The sequence below is a fragment of the Kitasatospora sp. NPDC093806 genome (assembly GCF_040683335.1).
Lineage (GTDB): Bacteria > Actinomycetota > Actinomycetes > Streptomycetales > Streptomycetaceae > Kitasatospora.
In genome coordinates, this window is record NZ_JBFBDO010000218.1 from 1 (window position 1) to 4,664 (window position 4,664).

The 4,664-nt window shown below is 75.6% G+C and carries 3 protein-coding genes and 1 pseudogene; 1 reads left to right on the forward strand and 3 read right to left on the reverse strand.

Annotation, left to right across the window (positions count from 1 at the left end; genetic code table 11):
- From AB0N76_RS39225 to AB0N76_RS39235, 3 genes and pseudogenes are all read right to left on the reverse strand, one after another.
- A pseudogene (locus tag AB0N76_RS39225) lies at nucleotides 1–110 on the reverse strand (ABC transporter ATP-binding protein); the annotation flags it as partial.
- A 193-nt stretch (nucleotides 111–303) separates the two neighbouring features.
- Complete coding sequence (locus AB0N76_RS39230; RefSeq protein WP_363565642.1) at nucleotides 304–2,463, reverse strand: restriction endonuclease; 2,160 nt, start codon at nucleotides 2,461–2,463, stop codon at nucleotides 304–306.
- 194 nt (nucleotides 2,464–2,657) lie between these two features.
- On the reverse strand, nucleotides 2,658–3,401 hold the full coding sequence (locus AB0N76_RS39235; protein ID WP_363565643.1) for a maleylpyruvate isomerase N-terminal domain-containing protein: 744 nt from the start codon (nucleotides 3,399–3,401) through the stop codon (nucleotides 2,658–2,660).
- A 131-nt stretch (nucleotides 3,402–3,532) separates the two neighbouring features.
- Between AB0N76_RS39235 and AB0N76_RS39240 the strand changes: the two genes are divergently transcribed.
- A partial coding sequence (locus AB0N76_RS39240; RefSeq protein WP_363565644.1) for an MBL fold metallo-hydrolase occupies nucleotides 3,533–4,664 on the forward strand: 1,132 nt, incomplete at its 3' end.

Here is a 4,664-nt window from a genome sequence, read left to right on the forward strand (position 1 = left end):
ACGTTGTCGAGGGCGACGACGCGGGTCTCCCCCTCCCCGTAGACCTTGTTCAGGCCGGTGGCGCGGGCGGCCGCCCGGCCGGTGCGGACGGCGGTAGCGGACATCGTCACGAGGGGACTCCTGGGATTGGGACGAAAGGAAACGGATGATCGACTTCCGTTCAATTGTCCCAACCCGTTCGAGTCGGACTTGTCGCTCCCGGGTACGGCGGCCCCCCGCCGTCCCGACGGCTCGGCGGGGGGTCTTCTCCTCCTCAGGTATGACAGCCACCCTGAGGACCACCATGGAGGCCCTGACCTGCGACTACTCGATGGCGATGCCCCAGCGCACCGCGAGACCGGCCAGTCCGCCCGCCACCGCCGTCCCGCCCGGCGTGAACCGCCAGGCCCCGCCGCGCCGTTGGAAGGAGCCGATGACCATCGCGGTCTCCGACACCCCGCCGGTGTCGGCCGTCCACTCCTTCGGCCCGGCCGCGTCCGGCCCGAACGAACCGGCCAGCGCCAGCCCGTGCACATAGCCGAGCGGCAGCGCCGGATGCTCCTCCTCCTCGGTCGAGACGGCCACCACCACCTCGTCCACGCCCGCCGCCAACCTGCCCGGCTCCAGGGTCAGTTCGGCGCTGCGGACCGGCTCGCCCGGCACCGAGCGGGTGGCGTGCAGGCGGACCGCGCCGTCCGGGTCCTGCGGGTTGTTGAAGAACACGAAGTGCTCGTCGCTCAGCACCCGGCCGTTCGCGCACAGGAACGCCGAGACGTCCAGCTCGACCGGGTCCCCGCCGGCCGTCCGGCTCCGCCAGGACAGCGCGACGCTGGTGGCGACGGTGGTCGAGCCGGTGTCCCCTGACGCACCGTCGCGGCGGGTGCTACCGCTGCCGCCGCCGTTCGTGCGGTCGCCGAGCCGGCCGCGCAGGCCCTGCTCGGCGAGCAGCTCCACCAGCTCCGGCCCGCTCACCAGGGTCAGCGGCTTGTTGCGGATGTAGTCGTACGACCCCGGGCCGAACCCGGCCGTGGTCACCAGGATGCCCTTGATCGCGCCGTGGTGGCGGACCGTCGAGTCCAGGTCGCGCACCGCGGTGGGGGAGACCGTCGAGCGGTAGCGCTTCGCCTGGATGACGATCCGTCCGCCGGTCACCGGGTCGAGGTCCTCGGCGACCACGTCCACCCCGGCGTCCCCGCTGCGGGCCGTCGTCATCACGCGGAAGCCGCGCAGCCGGAACAGCTCGGCGATCAGCTCCTCGAACTCGATCGGATCCATCTCGAAGAGGTCCGGGTCGTCCTCGCCGCCCTGGCCGGCCACACTGCCGCCGACCGTCTCCGGCAGCCGGTCCGGCCGCACCTCGTCCAGCCGCTCCGGGCGTGCCGACAGCACCCCGCCCAGCCCCTGGAAGCACTCCACGGCCGCCACCCGGTCCAGCGTCAGGCCGGCGAACTCGGCCCGGTCCACCGTCACCGTGGTGAGGAACCGCTCCGCCTCCCGGCCGGTCGCCGGGTCGATGCCCAGCACGAAGCCGTTCAGCACGACCGAGGCCAACAGCCCGTCCCCGTCCGCCCGGTACAGCTCGGCCACCACCCGCAGCGCGCTCTGCGCCAGCACCTCCCGGTACAGCGCCTTGCGCTCGGTCGCCGGGCGGGCGACCTCCGCCTCCCGGTCGTCCGTCTTCACGTACCGCACCCGGCCGGCGGCCGGCACCACGTCCGGCCCGGGCAGCTCCCAGTTGACCACCAGCTGACGGCTCGACGCCTCCCAGGCCGCCACCAGCCGGTGCGGGAACCCCTCCGGCCAGCCCGCCGAGGCGTACAGCACGGCGCTGAAGTACTCCTGCACCGCCTCCGGCTCGCCGGACCGCAGCCGGCGCAGCAACTCCTCGGTCCGGGCCGCCCGTTCCTCGTCCTCCCGGCGGAAGCGGGCCACCCACTCCAGGTACTGCCCGTGGTACTCGGCCAGCTGCCGCTGCCGGTTCGCCTCCGCCGCCTGCGCCGCGTACCAGTCCTGCTCGAACCGGGCCCGGGCCTGCGCCACGTACTGCTCGTACTGCTGCCAGACCCCCGGGTTCCGGGCCTGCACCGGGTCCGGCGGCGGCACCTGGTAGCGCGCCTGGTCCGGCATCGGCACCGGCTCGCCCAGCCGTCCCGGCTCGAACGGCGGCACCGGGCGCGGCGCCAGCAGGCTCTGCGCCCGGAACGCCGCACCGCCCAGCCCGGCCGCCAGCAGACCGCGCAACTCCTCCACCCGGGCGTCCAGTTCGGCCGTCCTCCGGGCCGCCTCGGCCTCCCGGCCCTGCTGGTAGGCGCGCTGCGCCTCCCGCTCGGTCCGGGCCGCCGCCTTCTGCGCCTCGCGCTGCTCCCGCTCCCGCCGGCGCTGCTCGGCGGCCTGGGCGCGCCACCGGGCCTCCTCCCGGCGCTGCTGCTGCCGCTGCGCCTCCGCCCAGACCGCCAGCACCCCGTCGTTCCGCCGCCCCGCCACGTCCACCCCTTCGCTCCACGCCGGTCCGGCGCGGCGCCCACCTCCCGGCCGCGCCGCCGCCGCGCCCGCCACAATAGAACGTCCCCGCCGGGAGTACACAAAGGGCCCACGACCTGCGGCGTCCAGGGGCGTGCCTGGTGGATCGGCCCGGGTCCGCGACGACACGCCCCAGGGGCCCGAGGGGTGAGGCGGCGTCACTCCCCGGCCGCGGGCTCCCGGACGTCCGCGTACCAGCGCCACCCGGTGCGCGGCGGGCGGCCGGGCAGTTCGGCGCGGCCGGTGGCCCACAGCAGGGTCGGCCAGGGGCCGGCGGCCGGGTCGAGCGGGACGTCCGGGAAGAGCCGGGCGAGGACGCGGCCGCAGACGTCGGCCGGCGGCCGCCAGACCAGGCCCAGCCCCTCGGCGACGTCGTGCAGGTGGACCAGCGTCTCCACCAGGCTCATCGCGGCGAACCCGGCCGGGTCGGCGAGTCCCCACGGGTGGAACGCCCTGGTCGCGGGCGAGGCGGTGCGGGCGATCGACACCATCAGGCCGCCGCTCGCCGCCAGCACCTGGAGCAGCCCCTCGGGGCCGTCCTCGCGCCGGGCGAAGACGAAGTTGTTCGGCCCGCCGGGGAAGGGGCGCACCGAGACGAAGGGCACGTAGCGGTCCCGGGGCGGCTTGATGGCGGTATCGGCGCTGTCGTCGGTGTCGGGGGCGGTGTCGGCGGCGACCTCGGCCGGGCCGAGCTGGGCGGCGTACGCGAGCAGGTCGTCCGCGAGGTGTTCGACGGTGCTCCAGCAGTCCCAGCTGACGGAGCCGGCCGGGCGCGACCAGTCGGCGTCGGCGGGGGCCGTGCGCAGCGTCGCCAGGGCGAGCCGGAGCACGGCGGCGAGGTCGTCGGCGGTGACGGGGCCGGGTGATGCCTGGTCGTGGGTGACCTGACCGTTGGTGATCATGCCCGGACGGTAGCAGCGGGGTGACCGGAGTGCTCGGAAAATGCCCCCGGGGGTATCTCTGCTACAGTCGAAAACAGATACCCCGGGGGGTAAATCAGCTCGCTGGACGAGCACCCGAGAAGGAGTGGCACGTGTTCTTCGTCGACACCCTGGAGATCGCCGGCCTCGGCAACCGCAGCTACCTCGCCGGCGGCCCCGGCGGAGCGGTCGCCATCGACCCGCCGCGCGACATCGACCAGGTCATCGCCGCCGCCGCCCGCCGCGGCGTCCGGATCACCTACGTGGCCGAGACCCACGTCCACAACGACTACGTCAGCGGCGGCCTCGAACTCGCCCGGGTCACCGGCGCCCACTACCTCGTCCCCGCCGACGCCCACGTCTCCTACCGGCGGGTGCTCGTCCACGACGGCGACGAGTTCGACGTCGACCCCGCCGCCGGCCTCACCCTGCGCGCCGTCGCCACCCCCGGCCACACCCCGCACCACACCTCCTACGTGCTCGCCGAGGCCGACCGCCCGGTCGCCGCGTTCACCGGCGGCTCGCTCCTGATCGGCACCGTCGGCCGCCCCGACCTGGTCGAGCCCCGGCTCACCGAGGAGCTCGCCCGGGCCCAGCACGCCTCCGCCCACCGGCTCGCCGACCGCCTCGCCGACGACGTCGCCGTCCTGCCCACCCACGGCTTCGGCAGCTTCTGCGCCGCCGGGCAGGCCAGCGGCACGGCGACCACCATCGGCGCCGAGCGCCGGCACAACGAGGCGCTGGTCAAGGACGTCGACACCTTCGTCGCCGACCTGCTCGCCGGGCTCGACGAGATCCCCGCCTACTACGCCCACATGGGCCCGCTCAACTCCTCCGGCCCCGCGCCCGTCGACCTCACCCCGCCCGCGCCCGCCGACCCCGCCGAACTCGCCCGTCGGCTCGCCGCCGGCGAGTGGGTCGTCGACCTGCGCGCCCGTACCGCCTTCGCCGCCGGCCACCTCGCCGGCTCCTTCAACATCGAGGCCGACGGGCAGCTCGCCACCTACCTGGCCTGGCTGGTCCCGTGGGGCAAGCCGGTCACGCTGCTCGCCGAGAGTCCCGAGCAGCTCGCCGCCGCCCAGCGCGAACTCGTCCGGGTCGGCATCGACCGCCCCGCCGCGGCCGCTACCGGCGCCCCGGCCGACTGGCTGCTCCCCGGCGACCGGCCGCGCGGCTTCCGGCGCGCCACCTTCGCCGACCTCGCCGCGGAGTACGCCGCCGCCGCGCGGGCCGGGCGCCCGGCTC

Coding starts and splice junctions, on each gene's coding strand:
- AB0N76_RS39235 (WP_363565643.1), bottom strand. CDS start 3,401: ATGATCACCAACGGTCAGGTCACCCACGACCAGGCATCACCCGGCCCC.